Source organism: Streptomyces sp. NBC_00029 (assembly GCF_045160505.1).
Taxonomy (GTDB): Bacteria; Actinomycetota; Actinomycetes; order Streptomycetales; family Streptomycetaceae; genus Streptomyces.
Genome location: NZ_CP108292.1, coordinates 8,315,381 through 8,339,597 on the forward strand (window position 1 = coordinate 8,315,381; position 24,217 = coordinate 8,339,597).

Here is a 24,217-nt window from a genome sequence, read left to right on the forward strand (position 1 = left end):
TCTCATGACCCTCGACGATCTTCGTGTGTTCGTGGCGGTCTGCCGCGCCGGCAGCCTCAGCGCCGTGGCACGCGACCTCGGCTGCACCCAGTCGGCCGTCAGCCAGCACGTCCGCCGCCTGGAGAAGCAGACCGGCACGAGCCTCCTGGAGCGCCACGCCCGCGGGGTCGTACCCACCGAGGCCGGCCGCATCATCCAGGCGGCCGCCGCCGACGGCATCGCCGGACTCGACGGAGCCCTGCGCCGGGTCGACGACCTCGTCCGGGGCGGTGGCGGCACCGTCCGCGTCACCACCGGCGGGACCACGGTGCGGCACTTCATGTCCGAGGCCGTCGTCACCTTCCGCCGCCGCCACCCCGAGGTGAACCTGGAGTTCCAGACCGAGAACTCCATCCGCAGCTGCCTCGACGCCCTCGCCGCCGACGCCCTCGACCTCGCCTGGATCACCATCGGCGGCCCGGTCCGCGGCATCGAGCTGCGCCCCGTCATGGAACTGCCCTGGGTGCTCGCCGTCGGCGCGGACGACCCCCTCGCCGCCCGCGCCCGCATCGAACCCGCCGACCTCGCCGGAATCCGCCACATCCGGCTCCCCAAGAACTCCGCCTCCCGCGCCCACCTCGACGCCGCCTTCGCCGAATCCGGCATCCGCGTCAGCTCCGACACCAGCGTGGCCGACTGGGACACCGCCCTGCTGCTGGCCGAACTGGGCCTCGGACACGCCGTCGTGCCCGCGCTGCCCGGCTGGCAGATCCCCGGCTCAGACGGCCCGCTGCGCCTCGTGCCGATCCCCGCGCTGCCGCCCCTCGCCGTCGGATGGGCGGTCCGCCGCTGGGCCGCCCTCGCCCCGCCCGCCCTCGTCTTCGCCGACGAGGTCGCCCGCAGCTGCCGGGCGCGCGCCGCCGGGCAGCAGTGACGCCGCCACCAGTCCTACGGCGGCCAGCGCGGACAGGGCCACCAGCGCCGAGCCGCGCAGCCCGGCACTCGCGGCGACCGCGATCCCGAGCGCCGGGCCGACGTTCATGGCCGTCTGCTTGAGCCCTCCGACGACCCCGGCGTATCCGGCCGGGGCCTCGCCGACCACCGCCCCGGTCGCGGTGACCATGACGACGGTGAACCCCGCGCCGAGCACCCCGAAGGCCACCGGGGACGCGGAGCCCAGCCCGGCGATCCCGGCGACGACCAGCCCCGTACCGACCAGTGCGGTCCGCCGCGGCCCGTACCGCCGCAGGGCCCGGCCCGCGACGGGCGCCCCCGCGACCATCAGCGCGGTCAGCGGCAGCACCCGCACCCCGGTGGCCAGGGGGTCCAGTCCCTCGACGTCCTGGAGGTGGAACGTGGCGGTGAACAGCGCCCCGAACATGCCCGCGGAGACGATCAGCAGCAGTCCCATCGAGGCCGTCACCGCCGTGGACCGGGCCACGGCACGCGGTACGAAGGGCTGCAGCGCCCGGCGCTCACGGCGTACGAAAACAGCAGCCAGGGCGGCGGCCGCCCCGAAGCCGAGGAGCGTGCGCGAGGCCGTCCACCCGTATCCGGGCACTCCGACGAGCGTGTGCACGAACACCGCGAGGGCCGTCGCGAGCAGGGCCGCGCCCGTGAGTTCCAGCCGCCCGCGCTCCGCACGCGGCGGTGCGGGGGCGCGTACGGCGAGTGTCAGCGCCGCTATCACCAGGGCCACCGGCACATTGATCACGAACACGGCCCGCCAGTCCCACCGGTCGACCAGCACGCCCCCGAGCAGCGGACCGGCCGCCGCGGCCACCCCGATCGCGCTGGTCCGCACGGCGACCGGGCCGGAAAGCCGGTCGGGCGGATAGGCGAGCCGCAGCAGCGCCAGCGTCGCGGGCTGCAGCAGCGCCCCGAACACGCCCTGCACGGCGCGCAGGGCGATCACCCAGCCCACGCCCGGCGCGAAGACGATGCCGGCCGAGGCGCCGGCGAAGCCGAGCACGCCGACGAAGAGCAGCCGGGAGTGCCCGTACCGGTCACCCAGGCGCCCGGCGACCACCAGGAAAGCGGCCACGGCGAGCAAGTAGGCGGTGCTGGTCCACTGGACCTGCGCCACGCTCGCCCCCAGATCGCGCCGCAGGCTCGGCTGCGCCACGGTCAGCACGGTGCCGTCCAGTGCGACGAGCATGGCTCCCGCCACACTGACGAGCAGTGAGATCCGCTGCCTCATACGGGCTCCGGCCCGAGGTGCGCGTCGACGGCGGCGCCGACGAGCCGATCGACGCCGTCGGCCGGGGCGCCGCCCAGGACCAGCGGCAGGCTGCCCCAGCGCCACAACTGGGCCACGCCGTGCAGGTTGGCCCACAACGCGGCGGCGGTGACGGAGGGTTCGGCCGCCCCGCACTCGCGGACGAGTCCGACGAGGAGGCCGAACATCGCGAGCGTGGTCTCCCGCAGCCGCGGCCCCTCGGCGGGCCCCCGGCCCGTACTGTCCAGCAGGTCGTGCCGGAACATCAGCTCGAACATCCCCGCGTGCTCCAGCGCGTAGCCGACGTACGCGCACCCGATCGCCCGCACCCGCTCGCGCGGGGGCAGTTCCCCGGCGCCCGCCGCCGAGGTCGCGAACCGGGCGCCGAGCTCTTCGAACCCGCGCCGGGCGATCGCCGACAACAGCGACTGGTGCGTGGGGAAGTACCGGCGCGGCGCCCCGTGCGAGACGCCGGCCCGGCGGGCGATCTCCCGCAGCCCCAGAGCGCCGGTCCCCTCGCTCATGACGAGCTCCACGCCCACGTCGATCAGCCGCTCCCGGAGCGGTCTCTCCTGGTCCATGGGCACTGTCTACCAGCAGGTGTAGACAGTGTCTACTCCCGCTGGGCGGCCGGATTCGTGCGCCCGGAGGCCCTGTCCCGCGGTGCGGGGGATGATGGAGTGGCCGGGGAGGACGGACGAGTGTGATCCCGCGGCCCGGCGGAGGAGGTGTACGTGCCATGACCGAGAACGACGGCGGTCCGTCGGCGCAGAAACTGGAGGAGGGCCGGCTGCTCAAGGAGCTGGAGGCCATTCACCGCACGCGCCACGAGACCCTGTTGCACGGGTCCGACGACGCCCTGGTCACCCACACGAAGCGGATGAACGAGCTGGAGCACGAGTACGTACGCCGCCACCCGCAGCGGGCCCAGACCGCCGGCCGCACCCGCACGGGGGCCCGTGCCCGAACCACCGGGGAGTAGCCCGGGCGGATCCCTCCGGTCAGCAGGCACGACTCCCGGAGCCGGGTCAGCCGTGCGCGCTCCGGGCCGGGTGAGACCTGGCGTCGCCGTGCAGTCCGACGATGACGACGGGCAGGGTCGCGGCCGGCGCCGGTTCGGGCTCTCCCGTGTTCGTATGCGCGGGCAGGTGCACGCCGGATTCCTGCCGGGGGTCACCGCGCTCACCGCGCCCTCCTGGTGATCCCTGTGTGGTGGTCATGCATCTCCTTTGCCTCGAATGAGACAATCTTGTATCGTTCGAGGCGAAGGAGGCTCACTCATGGTGAACGAAGAAGAACTGCTGGACGGTGCCGCCCGCATCCTCGCCGGCGATCACAGCGCCTCGATGGTGCAGATCGCCGCCGGCATCGGCACCAGCCGCGCCACGCTGAGCCGCCGCTACGCAACCCGCGAGGCACTGCTCAAGGCCGTCGCCGTCCGGGCGATCGAGGTGGTCGACGAGTGCCTGGCCCCCCTCGACCTGGCGCCGGGCGCCGACGCGGCCGCATTCGACACCGCCATCGAGGACCTGGTCATCGCCCTGATGCCCGCCGCGCACCTCTACGGATTCGCCTCGCGGGACGCCACCGTCCTCGCGGACCCGCAGTTCCGGGCCGGCGTCGACCGGCAGGACCAGCGGGCCCTGGCCTTCCTCGCCCACGGCCAGCGGCTGGGCCGGCTGCGCGCGGACCTGCCGCCGTACTGGATCTGGTACTCGCTCTGGGGCCTGCTCGACGCGGCCGCCGAGGGCGTGCGCGACGGCCACCTCGCCCCGCGCCAGATCGGCCACCTGGTCCTGACCTCCTTCCTCAGCGGGACGCGGCCCGTCGCGCAGCCCCCCGCCGGCGCTCCCGCGCCCTGAAACTCCCCTCCACCGTGCGCAGCGTGCGCACCTCTGAACGGAACTTCATGCACACCCCCGCGCTGGACCCCCGTAGGTGGATCGTCCTGGCGATCCTCTCCGGCAGCCTCCTGCTCATCTCCATGGACACCACGATCCTCAACGTGGCCTTTCCCTCGCTCGTCGGTGACCTCCGGCCCGGGGCCGTGCAGCAGCTGTGGATCATCGACATCTACGCGCTCGCCCTGTCCGGCCTGCTGGTCACCGCCGGTGCGCTCGGCGACCGCTGGGGGCGCAAGCGGCTGCTGATGGCGGGCTTCGGCATCTTCTCGCTGGCCTCGCTCATAGCCGTGTTCTCCACCGAGGCCTGGCACGTGATCGCGGCCCGCGCCCTCCTCGGCATCGGCGGCGCGGCCATCATGCCGTCCACCGTGTCGATCCTGCGCACCGTCTTCACCGACGCCAAGGAGCGCGCCTTCGCGCTCGCCGTCTGGGCTGCCGTCTTCGGCGGCGGCATGGCCTTCGGGCCCGTCGTCGGCGGACTCCTGGTCCAGGACTACGGCTGGCACTCCGCCTTCCTCCTGAACCTCCCCGTCGCCGCCGTCATCGTCGCGGCCGGCCTGCGCTACCTGCCCGAATCGCGCTCGCCGCGCAGCGCCGGCAAGTGGGACTGGTGGGGCGTCGGCCAGTCCGTCATCGGCATGCTCGCCCTCGCGGGCGGTATCAAGCAGCTCGGCAAGAGCGGGATCGCCGAGCCGCTGCCCTGGGCCCTGCTCCTGATCGCCGCCGTTGCCCTGACCGTCTTCGTGCGCCGCCAGCTGAGCCTGGACAACCCCCTGCTGCAGGTACGGCTGTTCGCCAGGCCCGCGTTCAGCGTCGCGGCCACCGCGATCTTCCTGCCCATGGTGGGCATGGGCGCCATCCTGTTCCTGGTCACCCAGTGGTTCCAGTACGGCGAGGGCTACACCCCGCTGGAGGCCGGACTGCGCCTGCTGCCCGCCCCGCTCGCACTGATTGCCGCCTCGATGGTGGCCCCGTCGCTGATGCAGCGGTTCGCGATCCGCCACGTGCTCGGCGCCGGACTGGTCGTCCTGGCCGCCGGCATGGCCCTGCCCTGGACCTTCCAGCAGTTCACCGACCTCGGCTACCCGGCCTTCGCGGCCGCCCTGACCGTGATGGGCCTGGGCGCCGGACTCGCCACCACCGTGGCCTCGGTGACGCTGGTCTCCGCCGCGCCCGCCGCCGAGGTCTCCAGCGCCGCCGCCATCGAGGAGACCTGCTACGAACTCGGCTCCGCCATGGGCGTCGCCGTCCTCGGCTCCACCGCGGCGGCGCTCTACCGCGGCAACCTGCCCGCCCTGGACCTGGACGGCCCCAGCACCGCCGCCGTACGGGACTCCGTCGGCGAGGCCGCGCACACCGCCGAACGCCTCGGCGGCGCCGTCGGCCAGGCCCTGCTCGACACCGCCTCGCACGCCTACACCCTGGCGATCACCCCGGCGTTCCTGCTGGCCGCCGTCCTCGCGGTCGCCGCGGCGGCCACGACCTGGACGCTCATTCCGCGGGACCTGCAGCCGACCGAGAACCACTGACCCGGGGGGTGCGCGGGGCCGGCGTCGCGGGCGCCGGTCCCAGGGTGGTGGTCCCGGGCGCCGCCCGGTGCCCCAGGCCCGTGCGGTACGCGTCCATGGCCGCCTCGACCCGTCCCGTACGCCGCAGCAGATCGCCCAGCAGCCGGCACAGGTCGGCGAGATCGCCCGTCGCCCCGCTGCGCTCCAGCAGCGCCAGCGCCTGTACGTAGTGTTCCTCCGCGGACTCCGCCTCGCCGCGCTCCTCGGCCATCAGGCCGAGGAGCCGGTGCGCCCCGCCCGCGTGCACGGCGCCGTGACTGTCCCCGAGCTCCAGCAGGGCCGAGAGCAGCCCGGCCGCCTCCTCGTACCGGCCCAGCTGGCGCAGTACGTCGGCCAGCTCGACCTCCACCTGCGCCGTGTAGAGCCCGGCGCGCCGCGCCGACAGCATGTCCCTGGCCGTGCGCAGCTCCCGCTCCGCCGAGGCGAGCTCGCCGTTCTGCGCCTGTACGTATCCGCGCATCCAGTGGCAGTGCGCCAGGTCGGTCCGCAGCCGCAACTGGCCGTAGATCTCCTGGGCCTTGGCCAGTGAGGCGTCCGCGTCGGCCACCCGCCCGCCGGCCAGGAAGGTCCGGGCCACCTGCCGGTGCATGCCGGCCACCAGCGCCGGGTCGCTGACCTGCGGAGCCAGCGCGAGTGCGAGCTCGGCGGCGCGGGCGGCGCGGGCGTGGGCACCCATGTCCAGGTACGGCCCGATGATCGCGGCGTTGAGGAGCACCAGTGCCTCGGGATCGGCGAGCCCGCTCGAGCCCAGCTCGTCGATGGCGGATTCCAGCAGGTAGCAGGCGTAACGCAGTTCGCCGGCCAGCAGGTGCGCGACGGCCCGGCCGCGGATCGGCCGGGCCCGGCGGGGCAGGGGCTCGTCCGCCAGGAGGCGCTCGGCCGCCTCGAAGTGACCGATCGCGTCCGGCAGTTCGCCGGACTCCAGCGCGCATTCGCCGAGCCCGAGCCGCGCCTCCGCCTGTTCGGGGGCCAGCCCGAGCGCTTCTGCTTCGCCGAGCAGCCGCCGGTAGCGTACGGCGGCCTCGTCGGCCGCACCCGTGGCGAGGGTCTGCTGGGCGTCGGTGAGCGCGAGCCGCAGCTCGGTGGCCAGGTGGGCGGGTCGGCCGGTGGCCAGCTCCTCGTACGAGGTCCCCAGGCGGTCGGCGAGGAAGCGCAATGCCGTCTCGGAGGGCCGTACCTTGCCCGACTCCAGCGTGGAGATGTAGGCCGATGTATAGGAGGGTTCGGCCAATTGCCGCTGGGTCAGACCGAGTTCACCGCGCATGCGCTGAACCCTGCGACCGATCCGCGCCGGTTCGTCCATGAAGTCCCCCTGGTTGCTCGAACTCCCCAGTATTCAGGGGGAGCAGGCATTGCGCACGTCCCGTGCGCCACCTAGTTTAAGCAACCGATTCACTGCACTTAACAAACGGTTTAACAAACCGCTCAACTTCCGTTCCCGGGGGAGGACTTCATGGATCCAGTCAGAGGCGCAGTCGGGGGACCGGCCGAGGTACCGGCAGGAGGACCGGCCCGGCGTCGTCCGGCCGTGCGCCCGGCCTGGCGCGTAGCTCTCGCGGCGATCTGCGCCACCGCCGCACTGGTGGCCGCCGGACCCGCGGACGCGGCGGGTGGCGCGGGCGCCGCGGGCGCTCCCCGGGTGGAGGTCGAGATACCGGGGCCGGAACACGGTGGTGACGCCGGCTCGGGCCACGCCCGCGTCCCCGCCGCAGGCAGCCCCGCGAAGGCCTCGGGCCGGCTCTCCCCGGCCGAGCGGGCGGCCGACGGCGGGGTCACCAAGATGATCGACAACGGCTCCACCGCGGACCGCCTCGACGTGGTGGTCATCGGCGACGGTTACACCGCCGACGAGCTGGCACGGTTCCACACCGACGCCGAGCAGAAATGGGCCGAGGTGACCGCCGTCGAGCCCTACACCACGTACCGCAACCTCTTCAACGTCTGGACGGTCGACGCGGTCTCGCACGACTCCGGAGTCTCGGGCGACCCCGACCCGGCCACCGTCCGCGACACCGCCCTCGGCTCGTACTTCTGGTGCGAGAACATCGAGCGGCTGCTCTGCATCGACCAGCCCAAGGTCGACGCGTACGTGGCGAAGGCGCCCGCCGCCGACCTCGTCATCGTCCTGGCCAACAGCGCCAAGTACGGCGGGGCGGGCTACAACGAGCCCAGCGCCACCCTCGGCTACGAGGGCATATCGACGGCCTCCGCGGGCCACCCGAAGTCCGGCCAGGTCGCCATCCACGAGACCGGCCACTCCCTCGGCAAGCTCGCCGACGAATACTTCTACCCGGGCGTCCCGGACTACGAGAAGTACACCGGCCCCGAGCCCGCCGAATCCAACAGTTCGGCCCTGACCGCCGAACGCATGGCCGACCGGCGGGCCAAGTGGCACCGCTGGCTCGGCGAGGAATCACCGGACGGCGGCACGGTCGGCGCGTACGAGGGCGGCAACTACTTCGTGACCGGGCTCTACCGGCCCACCGACAACTCGCTCATGCGGGTCCTGGGCAAGCCCTTCAACCTGCCCGGGGTCGAGTCGATGATCGGCGGCTTCTACCAGCACGCGCGGATCGTCAGCCCGGTCACCCCGACGGACCGCACCCTACGGCTGCGCAACACGGCGAAGGTGTCCGTACCGAAGCTGGCCGGCGCGGACGGCCGTCAGCTCGTGGTCCGCTGGTACCTCGACGGCCGGGAGCTGAAGCGGTTCGCGGGCCGCACGGAGGTGCCGGTGGCGGAGCTGTGGCTCTTCGACCTCCGCACGCACCGCCTGTCGGTCACGGCGGAGGACCGCACCCCGTCGGTGCGCGACCCGAAGGTCATCCGCACCCTGCGCTCCACGGTGGACTGGAACGTCCGCCTGTAGGGCGTGTGGCGTGAATCGAAGTGCCGGCGATCGCGGGCGGATCTCAGCAGGCCGCCGTCAATTCCTTGGGGAAATGACGTCCTCCAGTGTCCGGGGTGTGGGGTAGATGCGCTCCGCGGGGAACAAGCGCTGTGCCTTGGCGGCCTGCCCGGTCTGTATCAGGGTCGAAGCTTTTCGGATCTGAGGGGTGAGGTCGGTGAGACCGACGATCCAGTCGTCGGTGAACGTGCGGATCAGATGACGACCGATGCCGACCTGGATGCTGTAGTGGTTCAGTGCCGCCCCGCGCGGCGAGCGCTCCGGGTCCCACTGGACATGTACGGCTGCCCGGGCCATCGCCACCGGGTCGGCGGTCGTCAGCACGGCCCGGGACAAGGCCTCCTCCCAGCCCTCCCGGGTGATCCGCACCGCGAGAACGCGTTCCTGGCCGGGCTTGCGGGCCCAGTTGCTGCGGTGCATCAGCCACATGAACGACGGCTTGATCCACGTCATCCGGCCGAACGAGAACGGCGCGACGAAGCGGCCCGCTCGCAGTGCGGCGTCAGCTATGGCGGGCGAGTAGGCCTGATAGACCACGATCGTGCGAGCGTCGTAGTCGGCACGAATCTGATGCTGGGGCGTCATCCTCCGCACCTTGCCATCTGCTCCGCCGACGCGGCGAGCGGATTCTGCCTGCCCCGCCCCGCGGCCGGTGGGCGGCGATCAGGCTGTCAGTGTCCTTCTCTAGGCTCAGCTCATGACAAAAGACCTGGTCCGGGATTCGTGGGTCCGCATCGACGAGTGGCTGCGCGAGAAGGCCCCCCGCACCTTCGCCACGCTCGGGCCGCCCGCGGACCATGAGGAGATAGCTGCGGCAGAGGAGGAACTGGGCGTCACCTTCCCTCCCGATCTGGTCGCGTCACTGCTCCGGCACAACGGGGCTCTGGACGGCGCGGAAGCCTTCCGGTTCAGCACGCACGACCGGCTGCTGTCGGTGAGCGAGATCGTCGGGGACACCAGGTTCATGCGCAGCATCGCCGAGGACCTGAACGAGGAGGAGGCCGAGCACTACTGGATCGACGCCTACTTGAAGTTCGGTTCCTACGGGGTGACGGCCGACGGTCTCACGATCGACTGCCGCCGGGGGCAGGACTCCTACGGCGCGATCGGACGCTTCTTCGATGAGACCGGCACCGACTTCGGGCGGGCCGACTCGCTGGGCGCGTATCTGGCAGACCTGGCCGACCAGCTGGAAGGGGGCCGGGACGGGGGTGCCGTCACGTTCAACGGCCGGCTGTTCTGGGAATGGGCCGGGCCTCCCGGACCGGACTGGGGCAGCGCCGATGATCCCCTTCCCCGACCGGACGAGCTGCTGCCGGAGCTGGACCTGTCCTGCCGTCCCACCGATGTCCTGCATGTCGGTTTCCTCGACGGTCTCGAGGAACTCGGTGCGCTGCTGGCGGTCCTGCCTCGTGAGCAGGTGGCCAAGGCCGCGCGGAAGCAGCTGCGCAGAGTGGCCGTGGAAACGGGCCTGAACAAGTACCCGGAGGTCAGGTCGGCCCTGGACGCGCTGGACCGGGGCGAATCCCCACCACGTCCGGAACAGACCGACCCGCTGGCCCTGCGACTGCGCACGGTGATCGTGCAGGCGAACACCCACCGGGACGCTCCTCGCAGGTGGGCCGCGGAGAAGATGGTGCACGGAATCTGGGGCTCGCCCCACAGGTCCGTGTGCGAGAGCGCGAGCATCCGCGCCCGTCTCACTGTCGACTGGCGTACGGATCTGCACGCGGACCTGGGCAATCCGCCACTGCCATCGATACCTGACGATCGCTTCTGGGGGACCCTGGCCAATCCCGCCATCGACTCCAGCTGGCATGCGGCTCAGTACGCCCAGGACCAGGACTGACCCCCGGGGTTTCCGGTTCCACCGGAGCGCTCCAGCCGGCGGCCCCGCCGGCCGGAGCGCTCCGTAGCAGCGGGGTGCGACCGAGCACTGCACCTGCCCCATGGGCCCTTGCCCTGCCGATGCCCGGTCACGTGAGGTGCGGCGCGACCCGCACGATGCTCTTGCCGTATGTCCTTCCCCCGGCGAGCCGGTCCAGCGCCTGATCGAGGTCGGTCATCTCGTACTCTGCGGTGATGTCCGGCCGGATGTGGCCCTCGGCCACGGCCCGCAGGGCGTGCCGGGCGCTGTCGGCGAGCCGTTCGGGGTGGGTCCGGCTGAGCAGGTCGCTGTTGTAGGACAGTGCGGACCGGCCGCTCATCAGCAGTTCGTCGCTGTCGAGTGCCGCGGGCGCGGAGCCGGCCAGGGCGCCGTACATTGCCAGCCGCCCGTGGGGGGCCAGCCACCGCAGGCTGGCCAGGCGGGTGGGGCCCCCGACCGGGTCGAGGGCGACGTCGAACGGTTCCTCTCCCGTCGGCCCGTTCTCCCCCGCCCCGGCGAACTCGGCACGTGTGATCAGCCGGTCGTAGCCGAAGCGAGCGGCGTAGGCCGCGCGTTCGGAGTCGCCGACGACGCCTACGATCCGCCCGGCGCCGGCGGCCCGGGCGAACTGGGCGGCCATGGTGCCGACGCCGCCGGCCGCTGCGTGGACCAGGACGCGCTCGCCCGGCCGCACCTGGGTGACCGTGTGGATCAGGTCGTATGCGGTCGGAGTCGCCCAGCCGAACGCGGCGGCGGTGCGCGGGTCGAGCCCCCCGGCGTCGAAGGTGAGCGCGGCAGAGGCGATCACCACCTCGGCGAAGGCGCCTCCTCCGGTCAGGGCGGTGACCGCCCGTCCCAGCAGGGCCTCGTCGACACCGGGGCCGACATCGACGACCTGCCCCGCGGCCTCGAACCCGGAGACGAAGGGCCTCGCTACCGGGAAGTGGCCGCGGCGCACGAGCTCGTCGCCCCACTGGATTCCGGCGTAGCGGACGGCGATGGCGACCTGGCCGGGGCCGGGCGCGGGCCGGTCGATGTCGGTCAGCCGGAACCGGTCGTCGGTGTCGAGGACGACAGCCTTCATGTCTGCGCTCCCTGGTGAGTCAGTATGCTGATACAGGTGCTGTGGAGACCGTAGGTGAATCAGCATGCTGAGTCAACTAAGGGAGCTGATTCAAAATGGAGGAATCGATGGTCGCCACGGCGGCGAACCAGGGAGCCGGGATCCCGGCCGAGGACCACCTGTGCGGACGCATCCGGCGCGCCGAACAGGCCCTGATGGGCCACCACGAGGCCGTCCTGCGAAGCCACGGCCTGACCATGACGCAGTACACCGTGATGCTCGTGCTCGCGGCGGAAGCGGACCTGTCCGGCGCCCAGCTCGCCCGGGCCTGCGGCGTCACCCAGCAGACCATGGCAACGGTCCTGACCGGCCTGCACAAGAAGGACCTCATCGCCCGTACGCCGTCACCGGCCCACGCCAAGGTCCTCCTCACCTCCTTGACCGACCAGGGTCGCAGCGTGCTGGACCGCGCCTATGAGGAGGTCATCGTCCTCGAACGCGCCCTCGCCGAGGCCTTCAAGCCTGGGGAGTACGCCGCCCTCTGCGCCCTGCTGGAGCGCGCCACCACCGTGCTCGCCGAGCAGACCCCCCGCCGCCGGTAGCCCGGCGCTGTGGTCGCTCGTGGAGGGCGGCCACCTCAACCCGGTTGAGCGCTGAAGCGGTCCGTCCGCGACACACGCGAAGACCCAGGAACCTCGGTCTCAGCAGTTGGTGGCACCGATGTGTGCGCGGCCGGGGTTCGAGCAGGCGTTGTTGGTGTTGGTGCCCTGTCGAGCTCAGTGGGCGAGCCGGCGAACACCGCCTGCGCCGCGCGCCCGGACGCACCTGGCCGGGCGACCACCCGGGTGGAACGGGTCAGAAAACGGTGACCGTGAAGGGGTTGTCCACGTAGTTGCCGTTGAGGTCGTACGTGAAGACGGTGACCGAGTCCGGACCGCAGGTCGAGTTCGGGTCCGTGCTGAAGCTCCGGCGGTTGGAATTGGGCAGCTCGACGTGGACCACGCTGAACGCCAGGTTCACCTCTTCGCTGACGTTGACGCAGTACCGCCCGGTGTTGACGTGACGCACCCAGTCGATGTTCTTCGCCCGCTTCAGCGCACCGGCGGCACTGACATCAGCCGCCGCCTGCACGTACGGCGAGGTGATCGGCCTCGGGTCGGCCGCGGCGGCGGCCGCGGGGGCGGCGAGAGCCCCGGTCAGGGCGAGCGCGGCTGGCAGGACGGGCAGGAAACGGAACATGACTCACACTCCCGGCGAGGGCGCCCTACAGCGAGTTGCGGACGATCCACCCACATTCGTCCAGCGCGCACCGAGGCGCGCCGACACGCTGGTGCGGCATCGGCCAACCGGGCCCGAAAGTCACCCGCGTGGCCCGGACACCCCTGGCCTCACACCACGGTGACGGAGTGACGGACCCCGCGTCGAACAGATGGCCCTGCGTGGTGCGGGGCAGCCGTGGTCGGCTGCGCCCGTCCTGAGGCGTAACCCCCGCCCGCAATTTCACATCCGGGAGGAGTGCGGGGTCCCATGTTGGTCACCTCCCGCGGAGCGAGGGGTGGGAGTGTGCGGCGTGCAGTACCTTGGCGGCGCCGCGGAGGGCGGCGGTGTGCGGCGCCGGGGCCACGTGCAGGGGGGTCCGCAGCGTGTCGGTGAGCCGGTGGGCGAGGTCGGGGACCAGTGCGCCGCCGCCGGCCAGGAGAGCGCCTCGTTCCAGGGCGCGGGCGGCGAGTCCCGTGGGGTCCTGGCGGACCATCGAGGTGATCATTCGGGCGACCGTCTCACTGATCCTCCCTGTGACGTCGGGGCTGCGGGCCTGGTCGTTGGTCCCCAGGGCGGTGCAGCGGGCGTCGACGACGGCGCCCTCGCCGAGGAGGACCACTTCGGTGAGGTGGGCGCCCACGTCCACCACGAGCAGCGGCCGGGTGAGGTCGGCGTCCGCGGTCAGGGCGATGGCGCGGGCGGCGGGCACGGTCAGGACGGTGCGCGGGCGCAGAACCTGTACGGCGGTGCGGGCGCGTTCCCGGTGCGCGGGGCCGTCGAGCACGGGCGTGGTGATCACGACCAGGGGGCGGGTGCGGCGGGGCAGGCGGGGGCGCAGGAGCCGGTCCAGCATCCGGGCGGTACCGGCGACGTCCACGATCGCACCGTGCCGGACGGGGTGGACCACCTTCGCCCCGGGGAAGGTGACGGTGGGCACGTCCAGGAGCATCCCGCGTCCCGCGACCCAGGCGCGGGTGCGGGCGCTGCCCAGTTCCAGGGCCAGGCCGCAGCACTGCCGGCACAGCGGCCAGGGCCGGTGACCGGTACGGGAGGCTGCGGCATCGGCGAAGGGGGTGCCGGCGGTCACCGTCCGGCCTCCCGTACCTGCTGGCATCGGGCGCAGTAGCGTGCCTGCGGCACGATCATCAGACGCTCGCGGTCGATGGGCCGCCGACACAAGTGACAGGCGCCGTAGCGGCCGTCCGCAATGCGAAGCAGTGCGGCCCGGACGTCGACGAAGACCATGTACGCGGCGGCGGCGAGCGCCACACGCACCTCGGCCTGGTGGTCCGGAGCCGGATGCGCGGCGGTGAGCCTGCACAGCTGTTCCCGGCGGAAGACGAGCTGTTCGTGCAGGTTCTCCCGCAGCGTGGCGATGTCCGCCGGCGACAGGTGTGTGCTCTGCCGGGCGATGGTCTGTTTCATGATTTCACCCCAGGTGGACAGGGCGGGACGGGCGGCTGGGCGGGGTCGGCATCAGGTGGTGGCGCGGTGCTGGCAGGGAACGCAGTACCGCGTGTAGGGGAGGATCTCCAGGCGTTCCACGGGGATGTACGTGGAGCAGGCCTGGCAGGTGCCGTAGGAGCCGGCCTCGAGCCGGGCGACGGCGGCGTCGATCTCGGCAATGACCCGCTGATTGGCCTCGGTCTGGGTGGCGACGAGGTGGCCCTCCCGGCTCGGGCCGCTGTCGAGGGCGCGCAGTTGCAGGGCGCGGCTGCTCCGCGCGTCTTCGAGGCGTTGGCGCGCGTCGGACGGGGTCAGCCGTCCGGGGCGGGGGCGGGCCGGGGATGTGTCGGAGGGCACGGGGGTTCCTTTCGTCGCCGCCGGTCGGACGGGGCGGCTGCCCGGTCTCGGTCACCCCGAGCCTGCCCGCCCCGCCATCGGAAGCCCATGGGGCGCATGACCCATTTGCCGTCCGCGCCGGACCATCACGGCCGAGAAGGTATCTGGCCTCCGATATGGGGCTCAGCACCCATAGACGGGCTGCTACATCGAAGGCACAGTGGGTCGGATTAAGCGGTAATCAAAGGCATCCGTCAGGCTGACGGGGAGTACCGGAGGAGCACCGGACCGAGTCCGGCCGTAGGAGGAGTGGGAGGCTTTCGTGTCGCTGTTCTGGCGGGTCTTCGGGCTGAACGCCATGGTGCTGGGCATCGCGACGGCGCTGCTCCTGTGGGCGCCGGTAACGGTCTCGGTGCCCGTGCTGCTGACCGAGGCGGTCGTGCTGGTGGGCGGTCTCGCCATCATGCTGGTCGCCAACGCCACACTGCTGCGCTGGGGCCTGGCCCCGCTCGGCAGGCTGGCAGGGCTGATGAGCACCGTCGACCTGCTGCGTCCAGGACAGCGCCTGTCCCTGCCCCGGTCCGACGGCGCAGGCGCAAGCAACGGCGCCGGCCGCGAGATGACCGAGCTGATCCGCACCTTCAACGCCATGCTGGACCGTCTGGAGCACGAACGCGCCACCTCCAGCGCCCGGGTGCTGCTCGCCCAGGAGGCAGAGCGCCGGCGCATGGCCCAGGAACTGCACGACGAGGTCGGGCAGAGCATGACCGCGGTCCTCCTGGTGCTGGGACGCGCGGCGAACGCGGCCGACGAGCCGCTGCGCGAGGAACTGCAGCAGGCCCGCGAGGTGACCCGCGACAGCCTGGACGAAGTCCGCCGCCTGGTGCGCCGCCTGCGCCCCGGCGTCCTGGACGACCTGGGGCTGCCCAGCGCGCTGAGCTCCCTCACCCGGGACTTCGCCACGCACAGCGGCCTCAGGGTCGCCCTGCGCTTCGACGAGGAACTGCCCGAACTGGAGCGGGAGATCGAGCTCGTGCTGTACCGGGTGGCCCAGGAAAGCCTGACGAACGCAGTCCGGCACGCGGACGCTTCGTGCATCGAAGTGAGCCTGCTCCGCGACGGCGAAACGGTGGTCCTGGAGGTCGCCGACGACGGCCGCGGCATCGCCGCCGTGCACGAGGGTGCCGGGATCCGCGGCATGCGCGAACGGGCCCTGCTCGCCGGAGCCGCCCTCCACGTCATCTCCACGCCCGGAAGGGGCACCCGGATCCGACTCGCCACCCCGCAAGCCAGGGAGCCTTGACCATGCCCGACCCCGCCCCTCCTCCCGAACCCGTCCCGGCCCCCGCGGCTCCCTCTCCCCGCACCGGGCCGATCCGTATCCTCCTCGCCGACGACCACGCCCTCGTGCGCCGCGGCGTACGCCTGATCCTCGACCAGGAGCCCGACCTGCGGGTCGTCGCCGAAGCGGGGGACGGAGCGGAAGCCGTCCACGCGGCCCGCACCGAGGACATCGACCTTGCCGTCCTGGACGTCTCCATGCCCCGGTTCACCGGACTCCAGGCAGCTCGCGAACTGGTCCTGCTCAAACCGGACCTGCGGATCCTGATGCTCACCATGCACGACAACGAGCAGTACCTCATCCAGTCGCTCAGGGCCGGCGCCTGCGGGTACGTACTGAAGTCCGTCGCCGACCGCGACCTGGTGAGCGCATGCCGGGCCGCGATGCGCAACGAGCCGTTCCTCTACCCCGCCGCGGTCAGCACCCAGGTGCGCAGCCATCTGGACCGAGCGGCCAACCGTACGGCCGGCCCCGGGAGCCTCCTCACACCGCGCGAGGAAGAGGTGCTGAAACTGGTCGCGGAGGGCCATTCGTCGAAGGACATCGCCCAGATCCTGTTCATCAGCGTCAAGACCGTGCACCGCCACCGGGAGAACCTGATGCACAAGCTCGGTCTGCGAGACCGGCTGGCGCTGGCCCGGTACGCCATTCGCGCCGGACTCATCGAAGCCTGAACTCCGGTCGCTCGACCTCCCACTGCCCTGCGTGCCCGCACCGGCTCCGTCATGCCCCTCTGCCATTTCGCACGTCGACTCCCGGAAAGGGGGCGGTACATGGATCCGGCACCCGGCTCCGCCCCGGCCGCGCCCCACCGGTTCGCGGCGGCGCTGGCGCTGCTCGTGGCGCTCGCCGCCCTGCTGGCGGCGACCGCCCCGGCGAGCGGGCCAGGCGTCCAGACCCCGGCCGCCCGTTCGGCGGCAGCGGCCGCGGCGACGCCCCCGGCCCGCGGCCCCGACCGCGACGGTGACCTCGCCCGTGATGCGGCCCGTCCCGGCGACGGAGAGCCCACCGCCTGCCCGGCTCAGGCACGGCCCCGCCCCGCACACCTCGACGAGCGGCCCTCCCCGCCGGACCCCCGAACCGGGAGTACGGACGGTGCATCCGCAGGGGCGACCGCCTGCCCGTGCGTGCGCGTACCCACCCGCTCGTCCCTCCCGGGCAGCCGGCCCGCCCAGGACAGCGGACGGTCACCGCCCACGCCACCAGGCATCTGACGACACCCCCCTTCCCCGGTCGCGGCACCGGTATCAACCACCGCGACCTGCTTGCCTGGAGACGGACCCCTCTTGAAACGTCGCACACGTCAAGGCCGTACATCGCGCCTGCGCACGCTGCTCGCCCTCGCGATCATCGCCGGTTCACTCGCCCTTGCCCTCACCACGCCGATCCGCCTGGGACTCGATCTGCGAGGCGGCACCCAGATCGTGCTGGAGACCCGCTCCACCCCCACCGCGCCCGCCGGCCGCGAAGCGACCGACCGCACCCTGGAGGTCCTGCGCGGCCGCATCGACGCGCTCGGCCTCGCCGAACCCACCCTCGTACGCTCCGGCGACCACCGCATCATCGTCGAACTGCCCGGCGTCCACGACCCGAAGAGAGCCGCGGACGTACTCGGCCGCACCGCACAACTCACCATCCACGAGGTACTCGGCAGGGCAGCCGATCCCTCCGCCGCCGGCACTCCACGCGCCGAGCCGGGAACGGAACGCGTTCTGCCCGACGACTCCGGACAGCTCTTGCGGTTGCAGACCGCCGGCCTGACGGGAACGGACATCAAGGGCGCAGATGCGCGCTTCGACCGACAGGGCGGCGCCGGGTGGCACGTCACCATCGACTTCACCGACCGGGGCGGCGACAAGTGGACGCAGGCCACCGCAGCGGCCGCCTGCCACGGGGACGGTGACCCCCGGCGTCGCATCGCCATCGTCCTCGACGACCGGATCATCTCCTCGCCGCAGGTCGGCCGGACCGTCACCTGCCAAGGCGGCATCTCCGGCGGCTCCACCCAGGTCACCGGCTCCTTCGGCGAATCCGAAGCCCGGGAACTCGCCCTGCTCATCTCCGGAGGCGCCCTACCCGTACCGGTCGAGACCATCGAACAGCGCACCATCGGCGCAGGCCTCGGCGATGCGGCGATCAGAGCCGCCGTTCTGGCCGCAGCCATCGGCAGCGCACTGACCGCGCTGTTCGTCATGGCCGCGTACCGGCTCATGGGCCTGCTCGCCACGATCGCCCTCGCCGCGTACGGCCTGATCTCCTACGCCGCCCTGGCGGTGCTCGGCGCGACACTGACCCTGCCCGGCCTCGCCGGATTCGTCCTGACCGTCGGAATGGCCGTGGACGCCAACGTCCTCGTCTTCGAACGCGCCCGCGAGGACTACGCAGCCCGCAGCCGCCCCAGTCCGCGCGTGGCCCTCACCGCGGGATTCCGCGGGGCGATGAGCGCCGTCGCCGACTCGAACATCACCACACTGATCGCCGCCGGCCTGCTGCTCACCTTCGCCTCCGGCCCCGTCCGCGGCTTCGGCATCACCCTCGCCATCGGTGTCCTGGCCTCCATGATCAGCGCCTTGCTGATCACTCGGGTCCTGGCCGAACACGCGGTGGCCCGCCGCTGCGTACTCCGCCACCCTCGTGCCACGGGGATCGCAGGCACCGGATGGGTACGCGACCGCCTGCTGCGTCGCAGTCCCCACCTGATGCGGCGGCCGCGCCGCTGGCTGGCGGCCTCGGCCGTCCTGCTCGTCCTCAGCGCGTCCGGCATCCTCCTGCGCGGGCTCGACTTCGGTATCGAGTTCACCGGCGGCCGGCTCATCGAGTACGGCACCAGCCGCCCGGTCGATCCCGACCTGGCACGCACCGCACTCGCCGACGCCGGATTCCCCCGCGCGCTCGTCCAGTCCTCCGGTGCCACCGGGCTGGCGGTCCGGTCCGAGAACCTCACGGACGGCGAAGCGGCCACGGTCGCCTCGACCATCGGCCGGCTCGGGGGCGACACCGAGGTGCTCCGCGACGAACTCATCGGACCCACCCTCGGCGAAGAGCTGCGCCGCAACGCCATCGTGGCCCTCTGCCTGGCGCTCGGCGCCCAACTGCTCTACCTCGCGGTGCGATTCCGCTGGACCTTCGCCACCGCAGCCGTCGGCGCGCTCGCCCACGACGTACTCATCCTCACCGGGGTGTTCGCCTGGCTCGGCAAACCCGTCGACGGCGTCTTCCTGGCCGCACTCCTCACCGTCATCGGCTATTCGGTCAACGACTCCGTCGTCCTCTTCGACCGCGTCCGCGAACTCTTCGCCCGTAACCCCACCGGATCACCGTCCCACCTCACCAACCGGGCGATCCTCCAGACCCTGCCCCGCACCGTCAACACCGGCATGGGCGCGGCACTGGTCCTTCTGTCCCTTGCCCTGCTCGCAGACGACGCCCTCACCGACTTCGCCCTGGCCCTGCTCATCGGCCTCGCTGTCGGCACGTACTCGTCCGTCTTCACAGCGGCCCCTCTCACCATCGAACTGAGCCCGCCCGGGAAGACTCCGAGTGCCGCCGCGCCAGTGCCGCGTGCCCCTGACCGCTGCTAAGGGCTGTCCCGTAATCCCCGGCGGGCGCACGACGCCAGCTACGGCACCTCGCTGCGTTGTCGGATCGCCCGAATACGGCCGGTATGAGTACGACCCTCCGCCTTGCGATGCACCGCATCTGACGCCGTGCGCTGACCCACCGCGGATTACGGGACAGCCCTTAGGGAAACGCCCAGGACCAAGCAACAGCCTTCAGGAGGGGCGGGTGCCGCGCGGGCAGGTGGGGCAGGGGGCCGGTACTGGGCGGCGCGCATGTCGAGGTGCCTCTGGAGGAGTGACCATGGAGTTCAGGACCGCAGCCGCCGGACGGGACGAGTGGTCCTATGTGCCGGGTGTCGGCGTCGGACCGCTCCGGTTCGGTACGACCGTCGGCGAAGTGGCCGAGGTGGCCGAGCTGCTCGGCCGGGCGACGGTCGGCGAGGCTGCACGGCACCACGCGATCTTCTCGCCGACCCGAAAGCCCGAACTCCATCGTCGCGGGGCGGCTCCTTCACCGCCTGCCGTCACGGCCTATAACGGCCGAACTCCATGATCAGCCGGGCAGCTGCTCGACGGCGCTGGTGCCGCTGCCCTGCTGGGACTCCCACGTCCACGTTTCCTCCAGACGGAGGCGTCCGTCGGGGAGCTCCGTCACGAGCGAGGTGCAATGCCCGGACGCGGTCGTGCCGTCGAGCCGGAGCTGGACGTAGCGGAATTCGACGGTGCGGTCGGCGCGGGTGCCGACGAGGTAGCCCCTGGCCACGTCCCCGCCACGGTATTCGGCCCAGACCCGGCCGTCCTGCTCGTGGTACTCGAACCGGGTCAGCCGGCCGACCTGGCCGGGCGCCTGGTCGGCCACGGGAACGAAGACGAGGCCGTCGAGCGAGCGCGCCACGGGTGACTCCTGGAGGAAGGCGGTCCGGGCCGGAGCCCGGCCGCGGGGACGTCCGAGCCTTCACCCTAGTAGTGCTTTGTTATCCGGTCTTGTCACGTCGGGTGTTCGGTAGTTCGCTGGCTGTATGAGGGCTGGGGAGCTTGCGGCGGTGCGGGTCCGGTTGGAGGAGTTCGCTTCCGAGGTGTTCGCGCCGCTGGTGCGGCGGGACTGGCTGGAGAAGGGCCAGTTGTATCTGCGGGGCCTGTTGCTGGACGGCCGACGCAAGTCGATGCAGCCGATGGCCGGGCGTCTCGGGGTGGACCATCAGCGGTTGCAGCAGTTCATGACGTCCTCGACCTGGCCGGTCGCTGACGTGCGGGCCCGACTGGCCTGGCGGGCGGTGGCTGTGGTCCGCCCTGAGGTGTGGGTGGTGGACGACACCGGTTTCCCCAAGGACGGCACTGCTTCGCCCGGGGTGGCCCGCCAGTACTCCGGCACGTTGGGCAAGGTCGGCAACTGCCAGATCGGTGTCAGCGTCCACGCCGCCTCGGACACGGCTTCGTGCCCGCTGTCATGGCGGCTGTTCCTGCCCGCCGCATGGGACGGGCCCCAGGCCGCTGCACGCCGGGCTGCCTGCCGGATCCCCGACAGCGAACATCACCGCGCGAAGTGGCAGCTCGCGCTGGAGATGCTCGACGAGCTGTCCGCGATCGGCCTGCGGCCCGCCGCACTGGTCGCCGACGCCGGCTACGGCGCGAACGCCGACTTCCGTCACGGCCTGGAAGACCGGGGTCTGGCCTACGTCCTGCAGGTCAAGGGTGAGATGACTGCCCACGGTGAGGATGCCGAGCCGCATCAGCCCGCCTACAGCGGGCTCGGTCCCCGCCCTCTGCCCCGATACCGCACCCGGCCACGTTCCTTACGCGACCACGTGCTGGCTGCCGGAAGAAGCCGTGGCCGGACGCTGACCTGGCGCAAAGGCTCCAAGGCCGCGATGAGCTCGCACTTCGTGCTCCTTCGGGTCCGCCTCGTCGGCCGCCGCCCGAAACCGGCGGCCGACGGGACGATTCCGCTGGTCTGGCTGATCGCGCAGTGGCCCGAGGGTGAGGCGGAGCCGGTGAAGTACTGGATCTCGAACCTGCCCGCGAACATCCCCGCCAAGGACCTGGTCCGGCTGGCGAAGGCCCGGTGGCGGATCGAGCACGACTACCGCGAACTGAAGACCGCTCTGGGCCTGGACCACTTCGAGGGACGTTCGTTCACCGGCTGGCACCGCCACGTCACCCTCGTCACCGCCGCCCACCTGTTCCTCACCGAACAGCGGACCTGCCCAAAAGCCCCTGCCAGGGCCTGACCCTCTACCAGGCCCTGGACCTCCTCCAACACCTACTCGCCACCTGGACCGGCACCTGCCCCACCTGCAGACAACCCACCCCATGGCAGCCCCACGACACCAGTTAACAAAGCACTACTAGGGGGTGTCCTGCCGATCACGCCGGGCTCGCACACCGGCCGGTGGCCGCGGCGACGGGGATCGCGGCGGACACCGGCCGGTGCCGGGTGGGTGAGGCGTACGGCTACATGGGGTCCATGCCCCGGTCGTCCATACGGCCCTCCTGCTCGCTCTGCTCCTGGAGACGGCGGGCCTTCTCCTTCAGCCGGCGGCGCTCCTCGGGGTCGGTGGAACGCTCGGCCGCATCGTTCAGCTCCTGGGCCTTCGCGCGCATCTGCCGGGACCGGCCCCGGGACTCGCCTGAAACGCTCATGTTCGCTCCTTGATCTGGGGGGGAGAGCGGGCGGATTCAGCGAACCAGGACTGCCGTGAGCCCGCATCTCGAAGCGTCGGTGAGGGTGGCGGCGGGGCGGGCCGACCTCAGTCCGTTCCCGTCCCGAGGGCGGTCGTGAGGGTGAACAGGGCTCCGTCCGGGTCGCGGAGCGTCACCCACCGCTCCACCGCGTTCGAGGTGACGTCCGAGACGGGCCGCCCGCCCAGCGAGACGGCGGCCGCCACCGCCGGCTCGAGTTTCGGCACGCGGAAGTGGACGTGCCAGCGTGGCCGGGTGTGCGGGGAGTAGGAGGCGATCTCCACGGGGCCGCTGTTGAGGCGGGCGACCGGTTCGCCGTCCTGCCTCAGGACGACCTGGTCCTCCTCGTACGAGACCTCGCAGCAGCCGGCGCGGCCCGTGGCCCACTCGAGCACTGCGCCGTAGAAAATCGCAGCGTCGAGGGCGTTGCGCGTGCGCAGTTCCAGCCATGCGGGGGAGCGGCCCCTGCCCACCCGCCAGTCCGCCTCCACATTCCCCTCCCAGATCCCGAAGACGGCGCCGTCGGGGTCGGCGACGAGCGCGGCGCGGCCGCCGGACTCGAAGGAGACGGGCCCGACCGCGATCGTGCCCGTCCGCTCCCGGATCCGGTCCACCGCCACATCGGCGTCGTCGACGGCGAAGTACGGGGTCCACGCCGCGGCGACCCCGAGGTCCGCGGCCAGCGCCCCGATGCCGGCCACCGGGACACGGCCCTGGAACGCCACCGAGAACGCCTCGCCGAGGCGGTTCGGGCGGAATCTCCAGCCCACGACCGCCCCGTAGAAATGCTGGGCCGTGCCGAGGTCGCGCGTCATCAGGCTCACCCAGCACGGGGCCCCGAAGACTTCCCTCGTCGAAATCTCCACCACTCGCTCCGTCCCTGATGAGCCGCCCGCACGACTTCTCATTCTGGTACTTCTTCGGGCGATCTACGTGATCGGCCGCGGCGAATGCACACGGAAGGTGTCCGAGAATCACGCTCCGTGGCGATCCCGTGCGGCGGTGCGCGGCGATAGCCTCGGTCCCGGACGCCCCCGCAGCCCTCCGGAAGGCAGGTCACCCATGGCCGGATCCCAGATTCCCGTGATCGATCTCGGGCCGTGGCGGTCCGGCGGTCCCGAGGTGCGGGCCCGTACCGCCGCCCGCGTCGACGAGGCCCTGCGCGCGGCCGGTTTCCTGCTGGTGACCGGGCACGGTGTGGACCCCTCGCTGCCCGCGCGGATCCGGGAGGCGGCGGGCCGGTTCTTCCGGCTGCCCCCGGGCGCGAAGGCGCCGTACGCCGTCAAGGTCGGCGGCCGGGGCTGGCTCGGCCCGGGGGCGGAGGCCAACAGCTACGCCGAGGGGACGGCCTCGCCGCCCGACCTCAAGGAATCCTGGTCCTTCGCGGCCGAGGACCCGACCGGCATCCCCTCCGTGGACGCCGAATGGTTCGCGCCCAACGCCTGGCCGGCCGAAGTGCCGCAGCTGCGACCGCTGGTGACGGAGTACCTGCGCCTCATGCGGTCCCTCTCCGACGAACTGCTGGAACTGCTGGCCGTGGCCCTGGGCCTCGCCGAGGACCACTTCACCCGCCACACCTCACACCCCACCTGGGGGTTCAACCTGAACTGGTACCCGGGCACGGACGTCGTCGGCCTGCCGCTGCCCGGCCAGTTCCGCATCGGGGCGCACACGGACTTCGGGACGGTCACGGTCCTCGACCGGCAACAGGGTGCGGGCGGGCTCCAGGTCCACACCGACGCCGGCGGCTGGCAGGACGCGCCCTACGACCCGGCGGCCCTGACCGTCAACATCGGCGATCTGATGGCCCGCTGGACGGGCGACCGCTGGCGCGCGGGCCGCCACCGCGTGCTGCCCCCGCCCGCCGACACCCCCGCCGAGGAGCTGATCTCCCTCGTCTACTTCTACGAATGCGACCCGCACACCCGGGTCGAGTCACTGCCCGCCCCGGTCGGCCGGGTGACGCACGGCCCCGTCGACTCCCACACGTACCTGCGGGGCAAACTGGACTCGATCAGCGTGGATCATACTCAGGAGTGACCCGGCGGATTCCCGTCCCCCCGAGGTCGGACCGCGGATCGGCCTCG

At 72.1% G+C, this 24,217-nt stretch carries 26 protein-coding genes and 1 pseudogene; 14 read left to right on the top strand and 13 right to left on the bottom strand.

Annotated features, from left to right (window positions below):
* The first annotated feature begins 4 nt into the window (after nt 1–4).
* Nucleotides 5–913 (top strand): LysR substrate-binding domain-containing protein, encoded by a 909-nt coding sequence (locus tag OG753_RS38260; RefSeq protein ID WP_405792137.1) that lies wholly within the window; start codon nt 5–7, stop codon nt 911–913.
* Here OG753_RS38260 and OG753_RS38265 read toward each other — a convergent pair.
* Both OG753_RS38265 and OG753_RS38270 read right to left on the bottom strand, forming a co-directional pair.
* Nucleotides 884–2,179 (bottom strand): annotated as a pseudogene (locus tag OG753_RS38265) (MFS transporter); the annotation flags it as partial. The gene OG753_RS38260 and the pseudogene OG753_RS38265 sit on opposite strands and share 30 nt — an antisense overlap.
* Complete coding sequence (locus tag OG753_RS38270; RefSeq protein ID WP_405792139.1) at nt 2,176–2,778, bottom strand: TetR/AcrR family transcriptional regulator; 603 nt, start codon at nt 2,776–2,778, stop codon at nt 2,176–2,178. The gene OG753_RS38270 and the pseudogene OG753_RS38265, both read right to left, overlap by 4 nt.
* A gap of 158 nt (nt 2,779–2,936) precedes the next feature.
* Between OG753_RS38270 and OG753_RS38275 the strand changes: the two genes are divergently transcribed.
* Nucleotides 2,937–3,179: a DUF6158 family protein gene (locus tag OG753_RS38275; protein WP_327266363.1), complete on the top strand. Its 243-nt coding sequence runs from the start codon at nt 2,937–2,939 to the stop codon at nt 3,177–3,179.
* 46 nt (nt 3,180–3,225) lie between these two features.
* On the opposite strand, the gene OG753_RS38280 is transcribed toward OG753_RS38275, so the two are convergent.
* Nucleotides 3,226–3,417 carry a hypothetical protein gene (locus OG753_RS38280; protein WP_405793000.1) on the bottom strand — a complete coding sequence of 64 codons (192 nt, stop codon included), beginning with the start codon at nt 3,415–3,417 and terminating at the stop codon, nt 3,226–3,228.
* A 60-nt stretch (nt 3,418–3,477) separates the two neighbouring features.
* On the opposite strand from OG753_RS38280, the gene OG753_RS38285 reads away from it, so the two are divergent.
* A complete protein-coding gene (locus OG753_RS38285) occupies nt 3,478–4,059 on the top strand; it encodes a TetR/AcrR family transcriptional regulator (RefSeq protein WP_405792141.1) in 582 nt (193 codons plus the stop codon).
* A 23-nt stretch (nt 4,060–4,082) separates the two neighbouring features.
* On the top strand, nt 4,083–5,630 hold the full coding sequence (locus OG753_RS38290) for an MFS transporter (protein WP_405792143.1): 1,548 nt from the start codon (nt 4,083–4,085) through the stop codon (nt 5,628–5,630).
* Here the strand turns inward: OG753_RS38290 and OG753_RS38295 are convergent.
* Nucleotides 5,593–6,972, bottom strand: a complete 1,380-nt coding sequence (locus OG753_RS38295) for a helix-turn-helix transcriptional regulator (protein WP_327266366.1) — start codon at nt 6,970–6,972, stop codon at nt 5,593–5,595. The two genes, OG753_RS38290 and OG753_RS38295, sit on opposite strands and share 38 nt — an antisense overlap.
* Nucleotides 6,973–7,122: 150 nt before the next feature.
* Between OG753_RS38295 and OG753_RS38300 the strand changes: the two genes are divergently transcribed.
* Nucleotides 7,123–8,538, top strand: a complete 1,416-nt coding sequence (locus OG753_RS38300; protein ID WP_327266367.1) for a M64 family metallopeptidase — start codon at nt 7,123–7,125, stop codon at nt 8,536–8,538.
* 57 nt (nt 8,539–8,595) lie between these two features.
* Here the strand turns inward: OG753_RS38300 and OG753_RS38305 are convergent, their stop codons facing one another.
* A complete protein-coding gene (locus OG753_RS38305; protein WP_405792146.1) occupies nt 8,596–9,162 on the bottom strand; it encodes a DUF4291 domain-containing protein in 567 nt (188 codons plus the stop codon).
* 112 nt (nt 9,163–9,274) lie between these two features.
* On the opposite strand from OG753_RS38305, the gene OG753_RS38310 reads away from it, so the two are divergent.
* A complete protein-coding gene (locus OG753_RS38310; protein WP_405792148.1) occupies nt 9,275–10,426 on the top strand; it encodes an SMI1/KNR4 family protein in 1,152 nt (383 codons plus the stop codon).
* A 127-nt stretch (nt 10,427–10,553) separates the two neighbouring features.
* Here OG753_RS38310 and OG753_RS38315 read toward each other — a convergent pair whose 3' ends face one another.
* The gene (locus tag OG753_RS38315) at nt 10,554–11,528 is read right to left on the bottom strand and encodes a zinc-binding alcohol dehydrogenase family protein (protein WP_405792150.1); all 975 of its coding nucleotides are present in this window, start codon (nt 11,526–11,528) and stop codon (nt 10,554–10,556) included.
* A 95-nt stretch (nt 11,529–11,623) separates the two neighbouring features.
* Here OG753_RS38315 and OG753_RS38320 point away from each other — a divergent pair, with 95 nt between their 5' ends.
* Nucleotides 11,624–12,109, top strand: coding sequence for a MarR family transcriptional regulator (locus OG753_RS38320; RefSeq protein ID WP_327266371.1), 486 nt, complete (start codon nt 11,624–11,626; stop codon nt 12,107–12,109).
* 253 nt (nt 12,110–12,362) lie between these two features.
* On the opposite strand, the gene OG753_RS38325 is transcribed toward OG753_RS38320, so the two are convergent.
* From OG753_RS38325 to OG753_RS38340, 4 genes are all read right to left on the bottom strand, one after another.
* Entirely contained in the window at nt 12,363–12,746 is a 384-nt protein-coding gene (locus OG753_RS38325; protein WP_327266373.1) for a hypothetical protein, read from the bottom strand.
* Between the two features lie 295 nt (nt 12,747–13,041).
* Nucleotides 13,042–13,881, bottom strand: a complete 840-nt coding sequence (locus OG753_RS38330; protein WP_405792153.1) for a rod shape-determining protein — start codon at nt 13,879–13,881, stop codon at nt 13,042–13,044.
* Complete coding sequence (locus tag OG753_RS38335) at nt 13,851–14,192, bottom strand: TraR/DksA family transcriptional regulator (protein WP_405792155.1); 342 nt, start codon at nt 14,190–14,192, stop codon at nt 13,851–13,853. Before OG753_RS38335 ends, OG753_RS38330 begins: the two co-directional genes overlap by 31 nt.
* 51 nt (nt 14,193–14,243) lie before the next feature.
* Entirely contained in the window at nt 14,244–14,570 is a 327-nt protein-coding gene (locus OG753_RS38340; protein WP_327266376.1) for a TraR/DksA C4-type zinc finger protein, read from the bottom strand.
* Between the two features lie 301 nt (nt 14,571–14,871).
* Between OG753_RS38340 and OG753_RS38345 the strand changes: the two genes are divergently transcribed.
* From OG753_RS38345 to OG753_RS38365, 5 genes are all read left to right on the top strand, one after another.
* Entirely contained in the window at nt 14,872–15,852 is a 981-nt protein-coding gene (locus OG753_RS38345) for a histidine kinase (RefSeq protein WP_327266377.1), read from the top strand.
* Nucleotides 15,853–15,854: 2 nt separating this feature from the next.
* On the top strand, nt 15,855–16,565 hold the full coding sequence (locus OG753_RS38350) for a response regulator (RefSeq protein ID WP_405792157.1): 711 nt from the start codon (nt 15,855–15,857) through the stop codon (nt 16,563–16,565).
* A gap of 99 nt (nt 16,566–16,664) precedes the next feature.
* Nucleotides 16,665–17,105 (top strand): hypothetical protein, encoded by a 441-nt coding sequence (locus OG753_RS38355; RefSeq protein WP_405792159.1) that lies wholly within the window; start codon nt 16,665–16,667, stop codon nt 17,103–17,105.
* Nucleotides 17,106–17,177: 72 nt separating this feature from the next.
* Complete coding sequence (secD, locus tag OG753_RS38360) at nt 17,178–19,472, top strand: protein translocase subunit SecD (RefSeq protein WP_405792161.1); 2,295 nt, start codon at nt 17,178–17,180, stop codon at nt 19,470–19,472.
* Nucleotides 19,473–19,752: 280 nt separating this feature from the next.
* The gene (locus OG753_RS38365; protein ID WP_405792163.1) at nt 19,753–20,004 is read left to right on the top strand and encodes a hypothetical protein; all 252 of its coding nucleotides are present in this window, start codon (nt 19,753–19,755) and stop codon (nt 20,002–20,004) included.
* On the opposite strand, the gene OG753_RS38370 is transcribed toward OG753_RS38365, so the two are convergent.
* Nucleotides 20,005–20,346 carry a hypothetical protein gene (locus OG753_RS38370; protein WP_327266383.1) on the bottom strand — a complete coding sequence of 114 codons (342 nt, stop codon included), beginning with the start codon at nt 20,344–20,346 and terminating at the stop codon, nt 20,005–20,007. It lies immediately after the preceding gene.
* 124 nt (nt 20,347–20,470) lie between these two features.
* Here OG753_RS38370 and OG753_RS38375 point away from each other — a divergent pair, with 124 nt between their 5' ends.
* On the top strand, nt 20,471–21,679 hold the full coding sequence (locus OG753_RS38375) for an IS701 family transposase (protein WP_405787262.1): 1,209 nt from the start codon (nt 20,471–20,473) through the stop codon (nt 21,677–21,679).
* A gap of 223 nt (nt 21,680–21,902) precedes the next feature.
* Here the strand turns inward: OG753_RS38375 and OG753_RS38380 are convergent, their stop codons facing one another.
* Nucleotides 21,903–22,091 (bottom strand): DUF6381 family protein, encoded by a 189-nt coding sequence (locus tag OG753_RS38380; protein ID WP_327266384.1) that lies wholly within the window; start codon nt 22,089–22,091, stop codon nt 21,903–21,905.
* Nucleotides 22,092–22,198: 107 nt separating this feature from the next.
* The gene (locus tag OG753_RS38385) at nt 22,199–22,945 is read right to left on the bottom strand and encodes a VOC family protein (protein ID WP_327267052.1); all 747 of its coding nucleotides are present in this window, start codon (nt 22,943–22,945) and stop codon (nt 22,199–22,201) included.
* A gap of 247 nt (nt 22,946–23,192) precedes the next feature.
* Between OG753_RS38385 and OG753_RS38390 the strand changes: the two genes are divergently transcribed.
* Nucleotides 23,193–24,170: a 2-oxoglutarate and iron-dependent oxygenase domain-containing protein gene (locus tag OG753_RS38390; protein WP_327266385.1), complete on the top strand. Its 978-nt coding sequence runs from the start codon at nt 23,193–23,195 to the stop codon at nt 24,168–24,170.
* Nucleotides 24,171–24,217 lie beyond the last annotated feature (47 nt).

Bases quoted from the DNA above. Each gene is read 5' to 3' on its own strand.
- OG753_RS38260 (WP_405792137.1), top strand. From the start codon at position 5: ATGACCCTCGACGATCTTCGTGTGTTCGTGGCGGTCTGCCGCGCCGGC.
- OG753_RS38270 (WP_405792139.1), bottom strand. From the start codon at position 2,778: ATGGACCAGGAGAGACCGCTCCGGGAGCGGCTGATCGACGTGGGCGTG.
- OG753_RS38275 (WP_327266363.1), top strand. From the start codon at position 2,937: ATGACCGAGAACGACGGCGGTCCGTCGGCGCAGAAACTGGAGGAGGGC.
- OG753_RS38280 (WP_405793000.1), bottom strand. From the start codon at position 3,417: ATGACCACCACACAGGGATCACCAGGAGGGCGCGGTGAGCGCGGTGAC.
- OG753_RS38285 (WP_405792141.1), top strand. From the start codon at position 3,478: ATGGTGAACGAAGAAGAACTGCTGGACGGTGCCGCCCGCATCCTCGCC.
- OG753_RS38295 (WP_327266366.1), bottom strand. From the start codon at position 6,972: ATGGACGAACCGGCGCGGATCGGTCGCAGGGTTCAGCGCATGCGCGGT.
- OG753_RS38300 (WP_327266367.1), top strand. From the start codon at position 7,123: ATGGATCCAGTCAGAGGCGCAGTCGGGGGACCGGCCGAGGTACCGGCA.
- OG753_RS38305 (WP_405792146.1), bottom strand. From the start codon at position 9,162: ATGACGCCCCAGCATCAGATTCGTGCCGACTACGACGCTCGCACGATC.
- OG753_RS38310 (WP_405792148.1), top strand. From the start codon at position 9,275: ATGACAAAAGACCTGGTCCGGGATTCGTGGGTCCGCATCGACGAGTGG.
- OG753_RS38315 (WP_405792150.1), bottom strand. From the start codon at position 11,528: ATGAAGGCTGTCGTCCTCGACACCGACGACCGGTTCCGGCTGACCGAC.
- OG753_RS38320 (WP_327266371.1), top strand. From the start codon at position 11,624: ATGGAGGAATCGATGGTCGCCACGGCGGCGAACCAGGGAGCCGGGATC.
- OG753_RS38325 (WP_327266373.1), bottom strand. From the start codon at position 12,746: ATGTTCCGTTTCCTGCCCGTCCTGCCAGCCGCGCTCGCCCTGACCGGG.
- OG753_RS38330 (WP_405792153.1), bottom strand. From the start codon at position 13,881: ATGCCAGCAGGTACGGGAGGCCGGACGGTGACCGCCGGCACCCCCTTC.
- OG753_RS38335 (WP_405792155.1), bottom strand. From the start codon at position 14,192: ATGAAACAGACCATCGCCCGGCAGAGCACACACCTGTCGCCGGCGGAC.
- OG753_RS38350 (WP_405792157.1), top strand. From the start codon at position 15,855: ATGCCCGACCCCGCCCCTCCTCCCGAACCCGTCCCGGCCCCCGCGGCT.
- OG753_RS38355 (WP_405792159.1), top strand. From the start codon at position 16,665: ATGGATCCGGCACCCGGCTCCGCCCCGGCCGCGCCCCACCGGTTCGCG.
- OG753_RS38365 (WP_405792163.1), top strand. From the start codon at position 19,753: ATGGAGTTCAGGACCGCAGCCGCCGGACGGGACGAGTGGTCCTATGTG.
- OG753_RS38375 (WP_405787262.1), top strand. From the start codon at position 20,471: ATGAGGGCTGGGGAGCTTGCGGCGGTGCGGGTCCGGTTGGAGGAGTTC.
- OG753_RS38380 (WP_327266384.1), bottom strand. From the start codon at position 22,091: ATGAGCGTTTCAGGCGAGTCCCGGGGCCGGTCCCGGCAGATGCGCGCG.
- OG753_RS38385 (WP_327267052.1), bottom strand. From the start codon at position 22,945: ATGACGCGCGACCTCGGCACGGCCCAGCATTTCTACGGGGCGGTCGTG.
- OG753_RS38390 (WP_327266385.1), top strand. From the start codon at position 23,193: ATGGCCGGATCCCAGATTCCCGTGATCGATCTCGGGCCGTGGCGGTCC.